22 protein-coding genes are annotated in these 18,898 nt (G+C 68.5%); 3 read left to right on the top strand and 19 right to left on the bottom strand.

Going from position 1 to position 18,898, the window contains the following annotated elements; all coding sequences use genetic code 11:
- Nucleotides 1-84 precede the first annotated feature (84 nt).
- The 8 genes from AC6R2M_RS16325 to AC6R2M_RS16360 all read right to left on the bottom strand — a co-directional run bounded on the left by AC6R2M_RS16325 (nucleotide 85) and on the right by AC6R2M_RS16360 (nucleotide 7,258).
- Nucleotides 85-975 carry a F0F1 ATP synthase subunit gamma gene (locus AC6R2M_RS16325; RefSeq protein ID WP_500483948.1) on the bottom strand — a complete coding sequence of 297 codons (891 nt, stop codon included), beginning with the start codon at nucleotides 973-975 and terminating at the stop codon, nucleotides 85-87.
- Nucleotides 976-1,004: 29 nt separating this feature from the next.
- Nucleotides 1,005-2,534: a F0F1 ATP synthase subunit alpha gene (atpA, locus tag AC6R2M_RS16330; RefSeq protein ID WP_500483950.1), complete on the bottom strand. Its 1,530-nt coding sequence runs from the start codon at nucleotides 2,532-2,534 to the stop codon at nucleotides 1,005-1,007.
- The gene (locus tag AC6R2M_RS16335; protein WP_500487631.1) at nucleotides 2,534-3,094 is read right to left on the bottom strand and encodes a F0F1 ATP synthase subunit delta; all 561 of its coding nucleotides are present in this window, start codon (nucleotides 3,092-3,094) and stop codon (nucleotides 2,534-2,536) included. The genes atpA and AC6R2M_RS16335 overlap by 1 nt, the downstream gene beginning before the upstream one ends.
- Nucleotides 3,095-3,300: 206 nt before the next feature.
- Nucleotides 3,301-3,699: an AGROH133_08824 family phage infection protein gene (locus AC6R2M_RS16340; protein ID WP_500483952.1), complete on the bottom strand. Its 399-nt coding sequence runs from the start codon at nucleotides 3,697-3,699 to the stop codon at nucleotides 3,301-3,303.
- A 78-nt stretch (nucleotides 3,700-3,777) separates the two neighbouring features.
- Nucleotides 3,778-4,113, bottom strand: coding sequence for a type II toxin-antitoxin system PemK/MazF family toxin (locus AC6R2M_RS16345; RefSeq protein ID WP_500483954.1), 336 nt, complete (start codon nucleotides 4,111-4,113; stop codon nucleotides 3,778-3,780).
- A gap of 4 nt (nucleotides 4,114-4,117) precedes the next feature.
- Nucleotides 4,118-4,378 carry an AbrB/MazE/SpoVT family DNA-binding domain-containing protein gene (locus AC6R2M_RS16350; protein ID WP_500483956.1) on the bottom strand — a complete coding sequence of 87 codons (261 nt, stop codon included), beginning with the start codon at nucleotides 4,376-4,378 and terminating at the stop codon, nucleotides 4,118-4,120.
- A gap of 109 nt (nucleotides 4,379-4,487) precedes the next feature.
- Nucleotides 4,488-4,898: a DUF2442 domain-containing protein gene (locus AC6R2M_RS16355; RefSeq protein ID WP_500483958.1), complete on the bottom strand. Its 411-nt coding sequence runs from the start codon at nucleotides 4,896-4,898 to the stop codon at nucleotides 4,488-4,490.
- 164 nt (nucleotides 4,899-5,062) lie between these two features.
- On the bottom strand, nucleotides 5,063-7,258 hold the full coding sequence (locus AC6R2M_RS16360; RefSeq protein WP_500483960.1) for a primosomal protein N': 2,196 nt from the start codon (nucleotides 7,256-7,258) through the stop codon (nucleotides 5,063-5,065).
- 313 nt (nucleotides 7,259-7,571) lie between these two features.
- On the opposite strand from AC6R2M_RS16360, the gene fsa reads away from it, so the two are divergent.
- Nucleotides 7,572-8,225 carry a fructose-6-phosphate aldolase gene (gene fsa / locus AC6R2M_RS16365; protein ID WP_500483962.1) on the top strand — a complete coding sequence of 218 codons (654 nt, stop codon included), beginning with the start codon at nucleotides 7,572-7,574 and terminating at the stop codon, nucleotides 8,223-8,225.
- A gap of 701 nt (nucleotides 8,226-8,926) precedes the next feature.
- Here fsa and dps read toward each other — a convergent pair.
- The 10 genes from dps to AC6R2M_RS16415 all read right to left on the bottom strand — a co-directional run bounded on the left by dps (nucleotide 8,927) and on the right by AC6R2M_RS16415 (nucleotide 16,911).
- Nucleotides 8,927-9,451, bottom strand: coding sequence for a DNA starvation/stationary phase protection protein Dps (gene dps, locus AC6R2M_RS16370; protein ID WP_500483964.1), 525 nt, complete (start codon nucleotides 9,449-9,451; stop codon nucleotides 8,927-8,929).
- Nucleotides 9,452-9,555: 104 nt separating this feature from the next.
- Entirely contained in the window at nucleotides 9,556-10,044 is a 489-nt protein-coding gene (locus AC6R2M_RS16375; protein WP_500483966.1) for a DUF302 domain-containing protein, read from the bottom strand.
- Between the two features lie 76 nt (nucleotides 10,045-10,120).
- Nucleotides 10,121-10,738 (bottom strand): peptide-methionine (S)-S-oxide reductase MsrA, encoded by a 618-nt coding sequence (gene msrA, locus AC6R2M_RS16380; protein WP_500483968.1) that lies wholly within the window; start codon nucleotides 10,736-10,738, stop codon nucleotides 10,121-10,123.
- Nucleotides 10,739-10,870: 132 nt separating this feature from the next.
- Complete coding sequence (locus tag AC6R2M_RS16385; RefSeq protein WP_500483970.1) at nucleotides 10,871-11,650, bottom strand: succinate dehydrogenase iron-sulfur subunit; 780 nt, start codon at nucleotides 11,648-11,650, stop codon at nucleotides 10,871-10,873.
- A 200-nt stretch (nucleotides 11,651-11,850) separates the two neighbouring features.
- Nucleotides 11,851-13,113 (bottom strand): App1 family protein phosphatidate phosphatase, encoded by a 1,263-nt coding sequence (locus tag AC6R2M_RS16390; RefSeq protein WP_500483972.1) that lies wholly within the window; start codon nucleotides 13,111-13,113, stop codon nucleotides 11,851-11,853.
- Between the two features lie 131 nt (nucleotides 13,114-13,244).
- Nucleotides 13,245-13,592: a virulence factor gene (locus tag AC6R2M_RS16395; RefSeq protein ID WP_500483974.1), complete on the bottom strand. Its 348-nt coding sequence runs from the start codon at nucleotides 13,590-13,592 to the stop codon at nucleotides 13,245-13,247.
- A gap of 26 nt (nucleotides 13,593-13,618) precedes the next feature.
- Complete coding sequence (gene sdhA / locus AC6R2M_RS16400) at nucleotides 13,619-15,463, bottom strand: succinate dehydrogenase flavoprotein subunit (protein ID WP_500483976.1); 1,845 nt, start codon at nucleotides 15,461-15,463, stop codon at nucleotides 13,619-13,621.
- Nucleotides 15,464-15,467: 4 nt separating this feature from the next.
- Nucleotides 15,468-15,860, bottom strand: a complete 393-nt coding sequence (gene sdhD, locus AC6R2M_RS16405) for a succinate dehydrogenase, hydrophobic membrane anchor protein (RefSeq protein WP_500483978.1) — start codon at nucleotides 15,858-15,860, stop codon at nucleotides 15,468-15,470.
- Nucleotides 15,861-15,872: 12 nt separating this feature from the next.
- Nucleotides 15,873-16,262, bottom strand: coding sequence for a succinate dehydrogenase, cytochrome b556 subunit (sdhC, locus tag AC6R2M_RS16410; RefSeq protein ID WP_500483980.1), 390 nt, complete (start codon nucleotides 16,260-16,262; stop codon nucleotides 15,873-15,875).
- 178 nt (nucleotides 16,263-16,440) lie between these two features.
- The gene (locus tag AC6R2M_RS16415; RefSeq protein ID WP_500483982.1) at nucleotides 16,441-16,911 is read right to left on the bottom strand and encodes a GNAT family N-acetyltransferase; all 471 of its coding nucleotides are present in this window, start codon (nucleotides 16,909-16,911) and stop codon (nucleotides 16,441-16,443) included.
- 117 nt (nucleotides 16,912-17,028) lie between these two features.
- On the opposite strand from AC6R2M_RS16415, the gene AC6R2M_RS16420 reads away from it, so the two are divergent.
- Entirely contained in the window at nucleotides 17,029-17,628 is a 600-nt protein-coding gene (locus tag AC6R2M_RS16420) for an exopolysaccharide biosynthesis protein (RefSeq protein WP_500483984.1), read from the top strand.
- Between the two features lie 18 nt (nucleotides 17,629-17,646).
- Here the strand turns inward: AC6R2M_RS16420 and AC6R2M_RS16425 are convergent, their stop codons facing one another.
- Nucleotides 17,647-17,811: a hypothetical protein gene (locus AC6R2M_RS16425; RefSeq protein ID WP_500483986.1), complete on the bottom strand. Its 165-nt coding sequence runs from the start codon at nucleotides 17,809-17,811 to the stop codon at nucleotides 17,647-17,649.
- 14 nt (nucleotides 17,812-17,825) lie between these two features.
- Between AC6R2M_RS16425 and AC6R2M_RS16430 the strand changes: the two genes are divergently transcribed.
- Nucleotides 17,826-18,836, top strand: coding sequence for a sensor domain-containing diguanylate cyclase (locus tag AC6R2M_RS16430; RefSeq protein WP_500483988.1), 1,011 nt, complete (start codon nucleotides 17,826-17,828; stop codon nucleotides 18,834-18,836).
- The last annotated feature ends 62 nt before the right edge of the window (nucleotides 18,837-18,898 follow it).

An 18,898-nucleotide genomic window follows, 5' to 3' on the forward strand; every position in this document is an offset into this window, starting at 1 on the left:
GCGGCGCCGGTCTGACGGGAATGTCCCGCCGCCGTCGCCCGTTCATTCCATGTCCGTCGGACGGCGGGCGCCGTCCGAAATCGATCAGAGCGCCTCGGCGCCCGCGATGATCTCGATGAGCTCGGTCGTGATCTGCGCCTGGCGCTGCCGGTTGTAGGAGATCGACAGGCGGTTGATCATGTCGCCGGCATTGCGCGTCGCCGAATCCATGGCGCTCATGCGCGCGCCTTGCTCGGAGGCCGCGTTCTCGAGCAGCGCCCGGAACATCTGCACCTTGACGTTGCGCGGCAGGAGATCCTCCAGGATCGCCTCCGGCTCCGGCTCGTACTCGTAGAGCGCGCCGTCCACGGTCTCGGGCGCCGCATCCGCCTCGCCCGCGCCGCCGACCACGGCCGGAATGACCTGCTGGGCCGTCGGCTTCTGGGTGATGACGTTGATGAACTCCGAGTAAAAGATCGTCGCGACGTCGAACTCACCCGCCGCGAAGAGGTCCATCGCCTTGGTGCCGACCTCGTCCGCGACGGAGAAGCCGACATTCTTGGCGCCGCCGAAGTCCAGACGCTCGACGATCTTGGACGCATGCTCGCGGCGCAGAAGGTCGTAGCCCTTCTTGCCGACAGTGATGATCTTCACCGTCTTGCCGGCGGCCTCCAGCTTGCGGATGTGCTCGCGGGCCAGCCGCGCGATCTGCGAGTTGAAGCCGCCGCACAGGCCGCGATCGGCCGTGAAGACGATCAGGAGATGCGTCTGGTCCTGCCCGGTGCCCGCCATGAGCGCCGGCGCCTCGCCGTCGTCCATGGCGGCCGAGATGTTCGCCATCACCGACGCCATGCGCTCCGAATAGGGGCGCGCGGCCTCGGCGGCGTCCTGGGCACGGCGGAGCTTCGCCGCCGCGACCATCTGCATGGCCTTGGTGATCTTCTGCGTCGCCTTCACCGAAGCGATGCGGTTCCGCAGATCCTTGAGCGAAGCCATCTAGAAGCCGTCTCCTCGACTGCGGACCGTTACGAGAAGGACTTGGCGAACTGGTCGATCGCGGCCTTGAGCTTCGAACGGGTGTCGTCCGACAGGCTCTTCTCGGTCGCGATGGTCGACAGGATCTCCGAATGGTTGGAGCGCAGCGAGGTGAGGAGACCCTCCTCGAAGCGTCCGACGTCGGAGACCTTCAGCTTGTCCAGGTAGCCCTGCGTGCCGGCGAAGATGACGGCGACCTGCTCTTCCGTCTTCAGCGGCGAGAACTGAGGCTGCTTCAGGAGTTCGGTCAGGCGCGCGCCGCGATTGAGCAGGCGCTGCGTCGCGGCGTCGAGGTCCGAGCCGAACTGCGCGAAGGCCGCCATCTCGCGATACTGCGCGAGCTCGCCCTTGATGGAGCCGGCGACCTGCTTCATCGCCTTGACCTGGGCGGCCGAGCCGACGCGCGAGACAGAGAGGCCGACGTTCACCGCCGGGCGGATGCCCTGGTAGAACAGGTTGGTCTCGAGGAAGATCTGGCCGTCCGTGATCGAGATCACGTTGGTCGGGATGTAGGCCGAGACGTCGTTGGCCTGCGTCTCGATGACCGGCAGGGCGGTCAGCGAACCGGCGCCCATCTGGTCGTTGAGCTTGGCCGCGCGCTCCAGGAGGCGGGAGTGCAGGTAGAAGACGTCGCCCGGATAGGCTTCGCGGCCCGGCGGGCGGCGCAGCAGCAGCGACATCTGGCGGTAGGAGACGGCCTGCTTGGACAGGTCGTCATAAGCGATCACGGCGTGCATGCCGTTGTCGCGGAAATATTCGCCCATCGCGCAGCCGGTGAAGGGCGCGATGTACTGCATCGGAGCGGGGTCCGAGGCGGTCGCGGCGACGACGATCGAGTACTGCAGCGCGCCGCGCTCCTCGAGCGTGCGGACGAACTGGGCGACGGTCGAGCGCTTCTGGCCGATGGCGACGTAGATGCAGAAGAGCTGGTCGCCCGTGCGGCCCTCGTCGTGCGCCGGCTTCTGGTTCAGGAAGGTGTCGAGCAGGATCGCGGTCTTGCCGGTCTGGCGGTCGCCGATGACGAGCTCGCGCTGGCCGCGGCCGATCGGGATCAGCGCGTCGATGGCCTTGATGCCGGTCGACATCGGCTCGTGCACGGACTTGCGCGGGATGATGCCCGGCGCCTTGACGTCGACGCGGGCGCGCGTCGCGCCCTCGATCGGGCCCTTGCCGTCGATCGGGTTGCCGAGACCGTCGACGACGCGGCCGAGCAGGCCCTTGCCGACGGGGACGTCCACGATCGCGCCGGTGCGGCGGACGGTGTCGCCTTCCTTGATCTCGCGGTCGGAGCCGAAGATGACGACGCCGACATTGTCGGATTCGAGGTTCAGCGCCATGCCGCGCACGCCGCCGGGGAACTCGACCATCTCGCCGGCCTGGCACTGGTCGAGGCCGTAGACGCGGGCGATACCGTCACCGACCGAGAGAACCGTCCCGACTTCGGAGACTTCCGCTTCCGAGCCGAAATTCTGGATCTGGTTCTTGAGGATTGCGGAAATTTCCGCGGCGCGGATGTCCATCAGCCGACCTCTTTCAGAGCGAGCTTGAGCGAATTGAGTTTGGTGCGGAGCGAGGTATCGACCTGCCGCGAACCGATCTTGACGACGAGGCCGCCGAGGATCGCGGGGTCCACGCTCTCGCGCATGGAAACGGTCTTGCCGGAATAGGTGCCGAGGGCACGCTTCAGCTCGGCGCGCTGCTCGTCGGTCAGCGCCTGGGCGCTCACGACCTCGGCCTCGGTCTCGCCGCGGTGCTCGGCGGCGAGCCGGGCGAAGTGCGTGACGATCTGCGGCAGGGCGAAGAGGCGGCGGTTCTGCGCCACGACCTTCAGGAAATTGCCGGTCAGCTGCGAGGGCTTGGCCGAGTCCACCACCGCGGCGACGGCGCGCGTCTGCTCGGCGGAGGTGAAGGCGGGGCTTTCGACCAGATGGCGGAAGTCGGAGTTTTCTCGGATCAGGTCACGGAAGCCGTTGAGCTCCCGTTCCGTCTCCTCGACCGAGCCGCCGTCACGCGCGAGCTCGAACAGGGACTGGGCGTAGCGTTCTGCGACCCCGGAAACCGGGGAGGATGAATTTGCCACGGACGACCGCTTCTCTCGCTGCTGGCTCAACTCCGGCGTCCCCTCGAAAGGGAGGGCGTCGGACCTTCGCGCAATTCGTTGAATTCATGAGGCGGGCACGACCGGAACGGCGCCCGCCGCGCCGATCGGCGTTCGTCTAGCATAGCGATCTTGGAGCGACAACCGCGCTTTGGGCCCGATTTCGCGTGCGCCTCGCCCGCTCCGGCTCAGCCGAGGCCGAGGAGGCCGATCACGGGGTTGAGGAAGAGGACGGCGAGGGCGAGGTTCAGGACGAGGAGCAGGAAGTTCGCCGGCGTCGCGCCCGCATCCGACAGGATCGAAACGACGCGGCCGAAGGCGGCGAAGAGCCAGCCGGCGCCCACGACCATCTGCACGAAGGGCTGATCGTAGAAGAGAAGCGCCACGAGGCCGGTGCCGAGCCAGTAGCCGCCGATCGTGCCGCGCACCTCCGCCACCGCCTCCGGATGGGCCGGCGCCGTGTCGAGCCGCAGCACGCGTAGGACCGCGCGCGGCGCGAAAAGCGCCAAGAGCCCGAAGAGCACGGTGAGAGCGGCCGCCGCGAAGGGCAGCCAGTCGGCGGGATAGATCGGCAGGGAGAATTGCATGAGGCGTGCAGCGTCCGTGTTCGGCCGGAAGGTGTCCCGGAGGAGCGGCGACGATAGAGGCGGAGCTTGTTTCGGGCCTTACCGTTCGAAGATCGGTAGAACCCGCGCCAGGACCTGATCCATCACCGCATCCGGCACGCGCTCGCGAAAACGCCCGTGCCGCGCGTTCAGATCAAGGATCCGAAGCTGGTCGCAGATCACAAGTCCCCTCGTAGCCGTCCCGGCACCGTCCAGCGAAACCGTGAAGCCGCGAACTTCGGAGAACCGTCCACGGCTCGTTATCGGACAAATCACTGCGCGACCGATGACCACGTTGAACACGTCGGCGGACACGATCAGCGCATATCGCCGTCCCGCCTGCTCGCTGCCGGCTATCGGGTCCAGATCGACGTGCCAGATGTCGCCACGCCGCATCGGATCAGATGATCTCGCTGCCCACGGCTCGTCCGTTGATCCAAGCGCGATCCTCGTCGGTGTCGGTCGCGTTCGGGTCGATCTCAGCGAGAAGCTCCGCGAGGGTATAGCGCGGCTGCGCCGCCCGCATGGCGATCGAGCCATCCTCGCGGTTCACGGTCAGTTCGACCTGGGACCCCTCCGCGATCTTCGCCTCGTCAAGAACCGCGCGCGGGATGGCGACCATCACCGAGCTGCCGACCTTTCGAAGTTTCGCAACGGGCATGCCAGCCTCCTGGGTTAGATCGCAATATAACATCGGCGGAGAATGGCTCAAACAGCGGTCGTCTTCGCAGGAATGATCGATCGACGTCGAGCTTGTCGGCAGAGCACGATCAGGACGTGCGGCGTGGACGTCCGCCCTTCTGGCCATTGCGGCGCGCTGCCGCCGTCTTCGCCTCGCTTCGGGCCTCGCCACCTTTGCGGGCGGCCTCCATGAAGCGCGCATTGCCGAAGACGCCCGCCATCAGGCTTGAAATCCGAAAATCGACGTCGAGCGCATCCCAATGAAGACCGGTCTCGCCCAGGAGCGAGACGTCCTCGAGTTCGGCGTCGCTCGCCTTCTCCAACCCCTGCAACTGCCAGGCCGGCACCATGAAGGCCGCGCCGTTGGTGAACTCCACGACGATCCGCCCGCTCGCCCGGTCGAACCGGACGCTCGAGGGGACCGGACGACCCGCCCGCTCCGCCTCGCCCGCCCGTGTCGCGGCAGCGAATTCGGCCTCGTCGATCACTTCGTCAGCCATGCATCTCGTCCCATGCCTTCAGAAGCGCAGATCAATGTTGGAGCACTTCTGCAACCGCGCGCGACAGATCGCGTCGCGACCTGCGCCGAAGCGCATTCCGCCGCTGCGATGCACCATGACCAATAATAACCCAACACGGTTGGGTTTAAAGACGACTGAGGCCGCTACAGGAAGCTCTGCGGATCGACGTCGATCTGGAGCTGGACCGAGCCGCGCGGTTTCGGGCAGACCGCCAGCCAGGCGCGCAAAAAGTCCTGCATGCGGGCCGAGCGCGGGCCTTGAGCGAGGAGGCGGAAGCGGTAGCGGCCGCGCAGGAGCGCCAGCGGCGCCTCGGCCGGGCCGAGCACCTCGACGCCGAAGCCTTCCGGCACGCAGGCGCGCATCGCGCGGCCATGCGCCTCCGCGTCGCGCTTCTCGGCGGCCGAGACGATGATGGCGGCCAAACGCCCGAAGGGCGGCAGGCCCACCTTCTCGCGCTCGGCGGTCTCGCGCTCGTAGAAGATGCCGGCGTCGCCGCTGGCGATCGCCCGCATGACCGGGTGCTCGGGCTGGAAGGTCTGGATCAGCCCCCGGCTCTTGCGGCCCGTGCGCCCGGCGCGGCCCGTCACCTGATGCAGGAGCTGGAAGGTGCGCTCGGCCGCGCGCGGATCGCCGTTGGCAAGGCCGAGGTCGGCGTCGAGCGCGCCGACGAGCGTCATCAGCGGGAAGTGGTGCCCCTTGGCGACGAGCTGCGTGCCGATGACGATGTCGGCCTCGCCCTCGGCCACCGCGTCGAGCTCTCGCCGCAGCCGCCTCGCGCCGCCCGGCAGGTCGGAGGAGAGGAGGATGGTGCGCGCGTCCGGGAAGAGCTGCAGCATCTCCTCCGCAATGCGCTCCACCCCCGGGCCGCAGGGCACCAGATGGTCGAGCGTGCCGCATTCGGGACAGGCCTCGGGCCGGCGTTCGGCGTGGCCGCAATGGTGGCACTGGAGCGTGCCGCGCAGCCGGTGATCGACGAGCCAGGTGGAGCATTGCGAGCACTGGAAGCGGTGGCCGCAGGCGCGGCAGAGCGTCAGCGGAGCGTAGCCGCGCCGGTTGAGGAAGAGCAGCGCCTGTTCGCCCCGCCCGATCGTGCGCTCGATCTCCGTCTGCAGCACCGGCGAGACGAAGCGGCCGCGGGGGGCCGGATGGCGGCGCATGTCCACCAGATGCAAATCCGGCAGCGCCGCCTCCTCGAACCGGGCGGTCAGCTTCACATGGGCGTAGCGCCGGTCGCCGGCATTGACCCGGCTTTCGAGCGAGGGCGTCGCCGAAGCGAGGATCGCCGCGCAGCGCGAGAGGTGGGCGCGCACCACCGCCATGTCGCGGGCGTGGTAGAAGGTGCGGTCCTCCTGCTTGTAGGCCGGGTCGTGCTCCTCGTCGACGACGACGAGCTTGAGGTTCCGGAACGGCAGGAAGAGCGCCGAGCGCGCCCCCGCCACCACCTTGACGCGCCCCTCCATGACCTGCCGCCAGACCTTCTCGCGGATGCGCGGGGGAAGGTCGGAGTGCCATTGCGCGGGCTCGGCGCCGAAGCGGGCGTGAAAACGGTCGATGAAGCTCTGCGTCAGGGCGATCTCGGGGAGCAGGATCAGCACCTGCCCGCCCGCCTCCAGCGCGCGCGCCACGGCCTCGAAATAGACCTCCGTCTTGCCCGACCCCGTGACGCCTTCGAGCAGCGTCGCGGAAAAGCCGTCGCGCTCCACCGCCTCGACCAGCCGCTCGGCCGCCTCGCGCTGCTGCGGGCTGAGCTCGGCGCGCGCGTAAGACGTGTCGGGCTCGGGGACGACGGGAAGCGGCGGCAGCTTCACGGGCTCGAAGGCGCCCGCCTTGGTCAGCCCGTCGATCACGGACGGGGTGACGCCCGCGGCATGGGCGAGGCCCGAACGCGTCCAGGCGGGCGCTTCCTCGGCCAGCGCCAGGACGCGGCGGCGCGCGTCGGTCAGGCGCGGCGGGGCGGCGCCGGTCGGGCGCAGCGCCTCCACCAGGGGCTCGGGATCGAAGGCGACCGGCACGCGCAGCACCATGCGTGCGACGAGCCCCGGCGGGGACAGCGTGTAGCCGGCCACCCAGTCGACGAAGCGGCGCATGGTCTCGTTCAGCGGCGGGCAGTCGAAGACCTGCGCGATCGATTTCAGCTTCGCCGGGTTCACGCGCTCCGTCTCGCCGTCCCAGACGATTCCGGGCACGAGGCGGGGCCCGAGCGGCACGGCGACGATCGAGCCGGGCTCGACCTGCATCCCCTCTGGCACGGCGTAGGAATAGGGCCGGTCCGCCGGCAGCGGCACGAGCACCGGGACGGTGCGCGGGTCCTCCTCCCGGAAGAGATGCCCCGTCACCATGGGGCGCGCCCCGTCGCAATGGCCCGGCCCGTCCGGAACGGGCGCCGGGACGATCCTGCGGGCCGCGGGGCCGAAAGTACGGGGGACGGGTCGGACAAGATGGCGATCGTCTGCGGCGGGGAAGCGGCGATCGCGCCGCGTCGGGCGCGAGGCTGCGGAGGGGGCGGCCCCCGATATCGCCATTCCCTCCGCCAGCGGCAAGGGCATCCAGGTCAAGGGTTCGGTCCGTCTGGTTCAGAGATCGGTATGGCCTCAAGGCCGCGCGGGGTTTAAGGAACGGCCCAACCATTTCGGTCGAACAGGAGCGATCTTCATGAAATTCTTCGTCGACACGGCGGACCTCGCCGAGATCAGGGAACTTCAGGACGCCGGCCTCATCGACGGCGTGACGACGAACCCGTCGCTGGTGCTCAAGGCCAACCGGCCGATCAAGGAGATCATCGCGGACATCTGCGAGGTGACGGACGGGCCGGTCTCGGCCGAGGTCGCCGGCACGACGTTCGACGAGATGATGCGCGAGGGCAAGATCCTCGCCACCATCGCCTCCAACGTCGTCATCAAGCTGCCGCTGACGCTCGACGGGCTCAAGGCCTGCAAGCACCTGACGGAAGAGGGCTTCGAGACCAACGTCACGCTCTGCTTCTCGGCCAACCAGGCGCTGCTCGCGGCCAAGGCCGGCGCGACCTACATCTCACCCTTCATCGGCCGGCTGGACGACACCAATATCGACGGCATGGCGCTGATCGCCGACATCCGGCGCATCTACGACAATTACGGCTTCGACACCGAGATCCTCGCGGCCTCGATCCGCACGCCGAACCACGTCCGCGAGGCGGCGCTGATCGGCGCGGACGTCGCGACCGTGCCGCCTGCCACGCTCAAGTCGCTGATCAAGCATCCGCTGACGGACAAGGGCCTGGAGAGCTTCGTCGCCGACTGGAAGAAGACCGGCCAGTCGATCGAGTAGGCCGGCTCCGCCGTCGCCGTTTCACGTGAGACGGCGACGCTCGCCCTTCTCCCCGACTGGGAGCGGAATGGCGGCTTCTACGGATACGTCGCAGAACCGAGCGCCCTTCTTCTCCCGCTCGCGGGAGAAGAAGGCCCGAAGGGCCGGATGAGGGCCTGAAGGGCGCGGCTTACGAAGATGAGGGCTCTCGGCCGCCGCGCTCGTTGACGCCCTCACCCGGCTGCTCGCTGGCGCTCGCATCCACCCTCTCCCCGGAGGGGAGAGGAATGGCGCCCTTTACGGACACGTCGCAGGCCCAAGCGCCCTTCTTCTCCCGCTTGCGGGAGAAGGTGGCCCGAAGGGCCGGATGAGGGCCTGAAGGGCGCGGCTTACGACCATGCGGGGTCTCGGCCGCAGCGCTCGTTGACGCCCTCACCCGGCCGCTTCGCTCCGCTCGCGTCCACCCTCTCCCCGAGGGGAGAGGAAAGGCGCCCTTTACGGATACGTCGCAGAGCCGAGCGCCCTTCTTCTCCCGCTCGCGGGAGAAGGTGGCCCGAAGGGCCGGATGAGGGCCTGAAGGGCGCGGCTTACGACCATGAGGGCTCTCGGCCGCCGCGCTCGTTGACGCCCTCACCCGGCTGCTCGCTGGCGCTCGCATCCACCCTCTCCCCGGAGGGGAGAGGAATGGCGCCCCTTACGGAGACGTCGCAGGCCCGACGGCCTCACTTGGTCTGGAAATGGCTTTCCAGGAAGTAGAGCGACTTGTCGACGCCCCGGCCGATCGCGGTGAAGAGGTCGGCGGTCAGCTCGTCGCCCGTCTCGTCGCACTCCTCGATCGCCTCGCGCAGCGCCGCGCCGTAGTCGGAATAGTTCTTCGCCAGACGCTTCAGGTGGTCCATCGAGTCGACCATGTCGAGCGGATAGGGCTCCAGCAGCGTCTCGCCCGCCGAAGCCTGCACGGTGCCGCGCGCCTGGCCGCCCAGCGCCGTCAGGCGCTCCGCGATCGTGTCGACATAGCCCTCGGCCTCCTCGTGAAGCTGATCGAAGAGAAGGTGCGTCTGGTAGAAATTGGCGCCCTTCACGTTCCAGTGCGCCTGCTTGGCCGCATAGGAGAGGTCGATCGCCGTGGCCAGATGCTTCTGCAGCAGGCCGACCATGGCGACGCGGACATTGTCGTCCGTCGTGTTGCGCGTCGGATGCATCGTGTTCCCCGAACCGGTCGGGGTGCTGTCGTTCTTCTTGGCCATGGCGGCTCGGGTCCCTGTCTCGCGAGGCCGATCGCACCGTCGATCGGCCGTCTCTTGAGACGGTAAAAGATCGCCGCGCGCCGCAGGTTCCGTGCGCGAGGGCGTCAGTGCCCGGCGTCGGCCCGTTCGTCGCGCCGCTTCACGGTGGCCGAGACCAGCGCCTCCAGACCGGCGCGCAGCCGGCCGAGCTCGGGATGGCCGGACGAGAAGCCGTGCCGCGTCACGAACATGGTCGGCGAGACGAACCCCACATAGGTCCGGCCTTCCTCCTCCCAGACGAGGATCCGCTGCGGCATCTCGATCGCCGCGCGCGGATTCTGGGCGATGATCGGCGTGGCCGATTTCGGCTTGGCGAAGAGGACGACGGTCGATTGCGCGATGTCGAGCCCCACCTCCTGGGCCGCCTCGCGGTGATCGAAGACCGCGAGCACCTTGGAGCCCGATCGAACGATCGCCTCCTGCAGCCGCTCCACGGTCGTCTCGACCCCGACCGAGCTTTCCCGCACCACCCAGTCGTCCGCCGCGAAGGCGGCGGGCGCGGTGCCCGCCAGCGTCAGAAGCAGGGCGAAGAGGAAGGAGAGGCGAGAGCGCATGCGGTCGGTCTCCTTAGATCCGCGCATCGGGCGTTCCGAACATCGACCCCGGTGTCCGGGCCGATGGTTCAGGCCTTCAGCCCGAACGGGCGTCGGCGAGGCTGCGTCCGCCCCAGACGCGCGCCAGCGTCTCGTCGCGGCGGCAGCCGATCCGGTAGCGCTCGTAATGGGCGGGGTTGGTCACATGGAAGTTCTGGTGCTCGGGACCGGCCGCGGTGAAGGGCGCGGCGGGCAGGATCTGCGTCGTCACCCCCGCGCCGAGGATTTCGGCGACCTTCGCCTTGGAGGCCTCGGCCGCCTGCCTCTCGGCGTCGTTCGAGACGAAGATCGCGGCCCGGTAGGGCTCGCCCTTGTCGCAGAACTGGCCGGCGGGGTCGGTCGGGTCGATCGACTGCCAATAGGCCGTCAGAAGGTCCTCGTAGCTGACCCGTGCCGGGTCGTAGGTGACCTTCACCGATTCATGGTGCCCCGTGTCGCCGCGCACCACCTCGTAATAGGTCGGGTTCTCGGTCCGCCCGCCGGCAAAGCCCGAGACCGTCTCGGTGACGCCCGGAACGCCGTCGAACATCTTCTCGACGGACCAGAAGCAGCCGCCCGCGAAGATCGCGGTCGCGGCCTGAGCGCCGGCGGGGGCCGCGAGGAGGCCGAGCGCGAGGGCGCCGGCCGACAGGATCGAGTAAAGCGCAGTCCGCATGCCGTCACACTCCCCGCGCCGGATGGCACGGGAGGAGTGTGGTGGGTCATTGCGGGCCAAAACAAGGCGCCGGACCGCACGGCGCCGGGGAGCGTGCGAAAAAACCGCACGGCTCCGAGGTCGGACGATGCGTCAGACGCGGCGCTCGACCATCATCTGCTTGATCTCGGCGATGGCCTTGGCCGGGTTCAGACCCTTCGGGCAGGTCTGCGTGCAGTTCATGATCGTGTGGCAGCGATAGAGCCGGAACGGATCCTCCAGATCGTCCAGGCGCTCGCCCGTCGCCTCGTCGCGGCTATCGATCAGCCAGCGATAGGCCTGCAGCAGCACGGCCGGGCCGAGATAGCGCTCGCCGTTCCACCAGTAGCTCGGGCAGGAGGTCTGGCAGCAGAAGCAGAGGATGCACTCGTAGAGCCCGTCGAGCTTCTCGCGGTCCTCGTGGCTCTGGCGCCACTCCTTCTGCGGCTCGGGCGTCTCGGTCTTGAGCCAGGGCTCGATGGAGCGAAGCTGCGCGTAGGGCACCGTCAGATCCGGGACGAGGTCCTTGATGACCGGCATGTGCGGCAGCGGGTAGACCTTCACCGCGCCCGACACCTCGTCCATGCCCTTGGTGCAGGCCAGCGTGTTGGTGCCGTCGATGTTCATCGCGCAGGAGCCGCAGATGCCCTCGCGGCAGGAGCGGCGCAGCGTCAGCGTCGGATCGACCTTGTTCTTGATCCAGAGCAGGGCGTCGAGCACCATCGGCCCGCAATCGTCCAGATCGACATAGTAGGTGTCGACGCGCGGGTTCTCGTCGTCGTCCGGCGACCAGCGATAGATGCCGAATTCGCGAAGGTTCTTGGCGCCTTCCGGCTTCGGCCAGCTCTTGCCCTTGGTGAGCCTGGAATTCTTCGGCAGCGCCAGTTCGACCATCGTCTTCGTCCCCGTGGGTCCGCAGCGCCGAGATCGTGCCTCCCGCAGCCCCGCATGGAGCCGGGGGCCGATCCCGCGCGGCCCAGTTCGTTCAGTCTGGAATGGACCTAATGTGAAAGGGCGTGCAGCGCAACCGAGGCACGGCGGCGCAGCACGCTCTCAATCGATTGTAATCGAACCGGCGACCGTCGGGGCGAAATTCACGGCTGGACGATGATGGGGAAGCGCCCGTAGCGCGTCGCCTTGTCGTTCTCGGCCATGACCTCGGCCTCGACCGCGTCGTGCGTGCCCGCCGGCACGAGGCCGAGCCGCTCGGAGAGCTCGGCCGCCTTGCGCAGCGTGCGCCCGAGCGTCGTCGGCACGCCCTGCAGTTCGATCTCGGCCAGGTCGCTCTCCACCTGGCTCGGCGCCTCGGAGGGGCGCACGTCGTGGATGTGGACGGCGAGGACGCGGCCCGGATGGCGCGCCACCGCCCCGGCATAGACCGAGGAATCCTTCTGCCCGGAATCCCCGATGAGGACGAAGTTCAGGTCCGGATAGGCCGCCATCAGCCGGTCGATCATCCGGTCCTTGTGGCCGAAATGGTCACGGCGCAGCCAGGCCGCGGCGTCCTCCGACAGGTTGCGGAGCAGCATCGGACCGCGCGGGATGTTCTTCTGCGCCATGAAGCGCTCGAAGATGTCGAAGAGGTTCCAGGGGCTGGAGGAGACGTAGAAGATCGGGTTCGTCTCCGGCCCGGCCGCCCCGTCGGCGAGCGCGCGGTAGAAGTGCGAGACGCCGGGGAAGGCGGCGCGCGCCTCCGGCGAATTGGCCGTGACGATGCGCCAGTGGCGCAGCATGCCGAAGGCGCCGGTGTGGATGATCGTGTCGTCGATGTCCGAGATCACCGCGAAGCGCGCCTCCGGCGAGACCAGCCGCACGCCGCCCTCGGCGCTCTTGGGCTCGAACTCGTAGTGGCGCGCCTTCACGAGGCGCAGATGCACCGGGAGCCACGCCGTGTCGCGATGGGCCTCGGCCTGCGCCCCGCCGAACGGGTGGTCGATCTCGAAATAGCCGTCGTCGCGCGAGCGCACCTCGCCGGAGAAGCCGTTCGCCTCCCACTCGACCTTGGCGTTCGCGATCTCGTCGGTCTCGTAGCGCTTGAAGGTGAGCCAGAGATTGCGCCAGGTGGAGTTGGAGTGCGGCGCGTCGAAGACGCCCTCGTCCTCAAGGACCCGGCCCTTCACCTTCAGGCGGCCGTTCTCCACGAAACCGGAATAGGCGACGAGGGTCGGGCGGTCGGTCAGGCGCAGCTTGCGCTTGAGCGCGAAGCGCGCGGCACGCAGGCGCCCGACGACGCCGTGGCCCTTCTTCGAGCCCAGTCTCACGATGGCGCCCCTGGCCGCCTCGCCCGCCGCCCTGCGAAGGCTGTCATGGGCGCTGGCTCCCCAGCCGGGCCCGTCGGACAGATCCCTGACGCTCATCGGACATCCCCCGTCCGAGTTCGACCTCGGCGGCGATCATGCCCGACTTGTTCGACGAATGGATGAAGGCTGCTGGTGTCATGCGATCGGCTGGTGGACGGGGCGGATCATGAAGCGATCCGTCCCGCCGCTCAACCGTCTTTTCGCTTGGCTGCCCGTTCGACGGCCGGCATCAGGTCGTTGTTGTCCTCGATCCGCAACATGCGGATGTCGCGGACGGAAGGCGCGAACCAGTCGAACTCCGCCGTCAGATCCTGGATCGTGAGGACGCAGTTCACCGCGTCCACCGTCTCGTCGCCGAAATAGGTGGAGCCCTGCTGCCAGCCGAAGCCCCGCCGCTTCAGGAAGTTGCGGACCTCGCTATAGGCGTTGTTCCAGGACGGCCCGCCATAGACCTCCTTGAGGCTGTTCGTGTCCAGGTCGAAGACGATGGCGAACATGGAACCCCTCGCGCGGCTGTTGTGACCGATCGTGGGCATCGGCGGTCTCCTGAGGCCCGAAGGCCTCAGTATACGCGCTTCTTCGGCTCGATGTACTCGATCTGGTTCGACAGCGTGTAGGTGTGGACCGGACGGTCGTCGAGCGAGACGGTCTTGGCGTCCACGTCGCAGAAGGCGAGCGTGTGCTTCATCCAGTTCACGTCGTCGCGGTCCGGGAAGTCCTCGCGGGCGTGGGCGCCGCGCGACTCCTTGCGGGCCACCGCCGAATCCATGGTCACGACCGCCTGCGAGATCAGATTGTCGTATTCCAGGGTCTCGATGAGGTCCGTGTTCCAGATCAGCGAGCGGTCGGTGACGCGCACGTCCTCAGAGCCGCGCCAGACCTCATGGATCTTGGTGTGGCCCTCTTCGAGGATCTCGCCGGTGCGGAAGACGGCGCAGTTGGACTGCATCGTCTGCTGCATGCGGTTGCGCAACTCGGCCGTCGGCGTGCCGCCCTTGGCGTAGCGGAAGCGGTCGAGCCGGGCGAGCGAGTTGTCGCCGGCATTGGCCGGCAGCGGCGCCTGGTCCTCGCCGGCCGTCACCGTGTCGGCGCAGCGCAGCGCCGCGGCGCGACCGAAGACCACGAGGTCGATCAGCGAGTTGGAGCCGAGGCGGTTGGCGCCGTGCACCGAGACGCAGGCCGCCTCGCCGACGGCCATCAGGCCCGGCACGACGGCGTCCGGGTCGCCGTTCTTCTTGGTCAGCACCTCGCCGTGATAGTTCGTCGGGATGCCGCCCATGTTGTAGTGGACCGTCGGCAGGACCGGGATCGGCTCCTTGGTCACGTCGACGCCCGCGAAGATCTTGGCCGATTCCGAGATGCCCGGCAGGCGCTCGTGCAGGATCTTCGGGTCCAGATGGTCCAGATGCAGATGGATGTGGTCGCCGTTCTTGCCGACGCCGCGCCCGTCCCGGATCTCCATCGTCATGGAGCGCGAGACGACGTCGCGCGAAGCCAGATCCTTGGCCGAGGGGGCGTAGCGCTCCATGAAGCGCTCGCCTTCCGAGTTCGTCAGATAGCCGCCCTCGCCGCGCGCACCCTCGGTGATGAGGCAGCCCGCGCCGTAGATGCCGGTCGGGTGGAACTGCACGAACTCCATGTCCTGCAGCGGCAGGCCGGCGCGCAGCACCATGGCGTTGCCGTCGCCCGTGCAGGTGTGGGCCGAGGTGGCCGAGAAATAGGCGCGGCCGTAGCCGCCGGTCGCCAGAATCGTCTTCTTGGCGCGGAAGCGGTGGATGGAGCCGTCGTCCATGTTGATGGCGACGACGCCGCGGCAGGCGCCCTCCTCATCCATGATGAGGTCGATGGCGAAATACTCGATGAAGAACTCCGAGCTGTAGCGCAGCGACTGGCCGTACAGCGTGTGGAGGATGGCGTGGCCGGTGCGGTCGGCCGCCGCGCAGGTGCGCTGGGCCGGCGGGCCGTTGCCGAAGTCGGTGGTCATGCCGCCGAAGGGGCGCTGGTAGATGCGCCCGTCCGTCGTGCGGGAGAAGGGCACGCCGAAATGCTCCAGCTCGTATACGGCGGCCGGGGCCTCGCGCACCAGATATTCGATGGCGTCCTGGTCGCCCAGCCAGTCCGACCCCTTCACGGTGTCGTACATGTGCCAGCGCCAGTTGTCCTCGCCCATATTGCCGAGAGAGGCGGCGACGCCGCCCTGCGCGGCGACCGTGTGGGAGCGGGTCGGGAAGACCTTGGTGATGCAGGCGGTGCGAAGGCCGGCCTGCGCCGCGCCGAGCGTGGCGCGAAGGCCCGCGCCGCCCGCGCCCACGACGACGACGTCGAAGGTGTGGTCGACGAAGCTGTAGGCCTTGCCGTTCTGGGCCGGCGCGCTGCGATGCGGCTGTGCGGTTCCGTTGGTGGCCATCGGTTCAGGCTCCCAAAGTGAGGCGGACGACCGCGAACAGGCTCGCGCCGGCGATCAAGACCGCGAAGAAGGTGTTGAGGAGGAGAAGGAGGATGCGCGTGCCGCCCTGGAAGTAGTCCTCGATCGCCGTCTGCATGCCGAGGCGCATGTGGATGGCGAAGGAGACCGGGAAGAGCCCGATCAGGAGGGCGACGAGCGGGTTGCGGAAGGCGGCGCGGACGGTCTCGTAGCTCTCGGCGTGCATGGAGATCAGGAAGCCGAGGAAGAAGACGAGCAGCACGAGGTTGGAGATCGCGGTGACGCGCTTCACCCAGAAATGCTCGGTGCCGGACTTGGCCGAGCCGTAGCCGCGAACGCGGGCGAGGGGGGTGATCATCTTGGAGGTCTTGGCGCTCATGGGTTTCTCTCCTCAGACGATCCAGACGATGAGCCAGAGCAGCACGGTCAGGCCGAGCGAGACGACCGGCGTCAGGCTGGCGATCTTCGTGGCGCTCGCCTTGTTCAGGCCCGTGCCCGTGTCCCAGACGAGGTGGCGCACGCCGCCGGCCGCGTGATGCAGCAGCACGAAGGAATAGACGAAGAGGATCGCCCGGCCGAAGATCGAGCCGAAGAAGGCGGAGGCGGTGGAGAAGGCCTCCGGGCCGCTCGCCAGCGCCACCAGCCACCAGACCAGAAGCACCGTCCCGCCGTAGAGCGCCATGCCGGTCAGCCGGTGCGCCACCGACATCGCCATGGTCGGCGCCCAGCGGTAGACCTGGAGGTGCGGCGAAAGCGGCCGCGCTCGTTTCACGTCGGACATGTTCGTTCCTTGCAGCTTCCGGCTCTTCCGGCGGCTCGGCCGCCTCTTCGCTGGAGTGCTTCTAAAACAATGTTCGCCCCATCGAAAGCAAGGATGCAGGCGCGTGTTTCGGACCCGCGGAGGCGGGAAAATCGATTAGACCGGGCGGCGACCTCTCGTCGCGGCCCGGTCGGTCCGGTCACGGCTGGCGATCGACGAAGCGGATGACGTAGCTCGACCATTCGGCGCGCTCGGCGATCGCCTCGTAGAGAAGGCGTCCTGAATCGGCCGTGCGCGGCGCCTGCAGCGTCAGCCGCGACCAGCCGCGCGCGTCCGCCTCGTCGGCCAGAAGGTCCACCATGGCCTTGGCGATGCCCTTCCGGCGGAATCCGTGGTCCACGTAGATGTGGTCGGCGAGTCCGGCGCGCATGCCGGTCCAGGGGTCGGGAAGGTCGTAGAAGACGAGGAAGGCGACCAGCCGCCCGTCGAGCCGCGCGCCCAGGAGCTCGCCGGTGCGGTCCTGCAGCAGCTGCTCGGCATAGAAGAGGTCGGGCGCGCCGGGCGCGCCGCGAAAGACGGACTGGTTGTAGGCCGAGATCAACGGCGCGAGGTCGCGCGCGTCCTTCAGGCGCAGCCGCGTGATCTCGATGTTGGGAACCGGCGTTTCCATCGGCCATGGCGATAGGCGTCCGGCCGGGCAGGGTCAAGCGTCCGCCGCACTTGACCCGCCGGGGGGCGGCTCACATTTCCCTCGACCATCACTCGCGCTCGCGAAGGCGTTACCGCATTGGCCGAACAGACCGACGACAAGGAGCGCGAGACCGTCGCCGAGATCCTGAACGAGTTGCAGGACGCCGCGAGGGGCGTCGTGCGCGTCTCGATCGGCGACGTCATGGAGCGCCTCGGCGACCGCGGCTTCGGTCCCTTCCTCCTCATCCCCGCCCTGATCGAGGTCTCCCCGATCGGCGGCATCCCCGGCCTGCCGACGCTCCTGGCCACGATCATTGCCATCGTCGCGGTCCAGATGCTGATCGGGCGGCACCATCTCTGGCTGCCCCAGTTCATCCAGAAGCGCTCGGTGCGCGCCGGCCGGCTGGAGAAGGCGGTGGAGCGCCTGCGCCCGCTCCAGCGCTGGCTCGACCGCTGGTTCCACGGCCGCCTGTCGCTGCTCGTGCGCGGCCCGTTCCGGCGCGCCGCCGCGGCGGTCGTCGTCCTCGCCTGCCTGACCGTGCCCTTCCTGGAGTTCATTCCCTTCGCCTCCACCATTCCGATGGCGATCGTCATCGCCTTCGGCCTCGCCATCACCGTGCGCGACGGGGCGCTGATGGCGCTCGCCTTCACCGGCGTCGTCGGCGGGGCCTACGCGCTCTGGCGCATCGTCATGTAGCGGGATCGACACGGGCGTTCACGCGATCGGCAACTGGAAGTCGCGATATCGATTTCGGTTCTGCAACCGATCGGGTAGGTGGAGCGCAACGTGCGGCATCCGACCGAGGATCGGACGCGTAGAAGCGAAGAGATCGAGCGGCCGTCCCGCGTCCGGCGGATGCGGGCCGCCTTCGAAGATCATCGGGGAGTGTTTCCTTGAAGACCCAATTGGAGGCGGCGAACGGGAGCGAGGCCGCACGACTTTCGGCCCTCGCCCGTTCCGGCCTGTCGGACCCCGCCACGGACGAGGCCTTCCGCCCCGTCACGACTCTCATCCAGACCGTCTACGACATGCCGATCGCCTTCGTGTCGACGGTCGGCGAAACGCGCCAGCACTACAAGTGCTCCTTCGGCCTGGACGTGAGGGACCTGCCGCGGGATGCGACGTTCTGCGGGGCCGTGATCGAGGGAGCCGACATCGTCGTCATCGAGGACGCGCCGAACGATCCGCGCTACCGCGACCATCCGCTCGTCACCGGTCCGATGGGCCTTCGATCCTATCTCGGCGCGCCGCTCGTCTCGCCCGACGGCTTCGCGATCGGCACGGTCTGCGTCGCCGGCACCGTGCCGCGCCGTTTCGACGCGCGGGACATCCAGATGCTGCGCCAGTTCGCCACGGTGGTGATCGACCAGTCCGCGCTCCTGCAGATCGCCGACCGGGACACGCTGACGGGCGCCTGGACGCGGCGCGCCTTCCTCAAGGCCGTCTCGCGCGAAATGGTCCAGGCGAGGGCCACGGGCGAACCGGCCTCTCTGGCGGTGTTCGATCTCGACCATTTCAAGCGGATCAACGACGGTTACGGCCATCGCGTCGGCGATCTGGTGCTGAAGGCGGCGGTCGAAATCTGCCAGGCCCGGATGCGCGAGGAGCAGATCATCGGGCGGCTGGGCGGGGAGGAGTTCGCGGTCCTGTTCTCCGGCGCCTCGCTCGCGGCGGCCGGCAAGGCCGCCGAACGGATGCGCGGCGGGATCGAGGGCCTGCACCTGCGCGACCCCTCGCTCCCCAATGTCACGTCGAGCTTCGGCATCGCCGAGCTCGAGCCCGGCATGGCGCGCTCGGAGGACTGGATCGAGGCTGCGGACCGGGCGCTCTACCGGGCGAAGGCGGCGGGCCGGAACCGCGTGGAGACGGCCGAGGGCCAGAGCGGCGGGCGGGGAGAGGTCTGAAGCGCCGTGCGTCCGACCGGACGCGGAGAGGCCGCTCAATCTCTTCGAGAGACGGCCTACCT

The sequence above is a fragment of the Aureimonas sp. CAS genome (assembly GCF_059838215.1).